The organism is Microbacterium sp. MRS-1, from assembly GCF_000585455.1.
Taxonomy (GTDB): Bacteria; Actinomycetota; Actinomycetes; order Actinomycetales; family Microbacteriaceae; genus Microbacterium; species Microbacterium laevaniformans.
The window spans coordinates 1-850 of the sequence record NZ_JAUF01000044.1; the positions used below are offsets into that span (position 1 = coordinate 1).

Below are 850 nucleotides of genomic sequence, written 5' to 3' on the forward strand. Positions count from 1 at the left end.
TGTCGGCGACGCTCCAATCTGACGCATAAACGGCGGGCGAAAACGAGGCCACCCAGAGCAGATTGGGTGGGTGATCTCGGTGGAAGATTGGGCGTTGATCAGGCGGCTTGTCGCGGACGGGGTTCCGCGTCGGCAGGTCGCGAGGCAGCTCCGTATCGGTAGGTCCACGGTCGATAGAGCGTTGGCGTCCGAGCGGCCGCCGAAGTATGAGCGGCCGCCGGTGGAGACGTCGTTCACGCCGTTCGAGGCGCGGGTGCGGGCGTTGCTCGTGGAGCATCCGTCTATGCCGGCGACGGTGATCGCGGAGCGCGTCGAGTGGTGCGGGTCGATCACGTGGTTCCGGGAGAACGTGAAGCGGCTGCGGCCGGAGCATCGGCCCGTGGATCCGGCGGATCGGCTGTCGTGGGCGGCGGGTGATGCGGCGCAGTGCGATCTGTGGTTCCCACCCAGGAGGATTCCGCTCGAGGACGGCACGACGGCGCTGTTGCCGGTGTTGGTGATCGTCGCGGCGCACTCGAGGTTCGTGACGGCGCGGATGCTCCCGACCAGGAAGACGGAGGATCTGCTGTTGGGGTCGTGGGAGCTGATTCAGCAGCTCGGCGCGGTCCCGCGGCGGCTGATCTGGGACAACGAGTCCGGCATCGGCCAGCGCGGCCGCCTCGCGCAGGGGGTTGCCGCGTTCGCGGGGACTCTCGCGACGAAGGTCGTGCAGCTGAAGCCGTTCGACCCGGAGTCTAAGGGGATCGTGGAGCGCCGCAACGGCTGGTTCGAGACCTCGTTCATGCCCGGGAGGACGTTCACCTCGTCGGCGGACTTCAACGCCCAGCTGCAGGGCTGGCTGGATAAAGCG

1 protein-coding gene is annotated in these 850 nt (G+C 67.9%); it reads left to right on the top strand.

All coding sequences use genetic code 11. The features are described from left to right. Positions 1-79 precede the first annotated feature (79 nt). Positions 80-850, top strand: a 771-nt coding sequence (istA, locus tag AS96_RS08930) for an IS21 family transposase (protein WP_231477192.1), incomplete at its 3' end; no start/stop codon positions are given.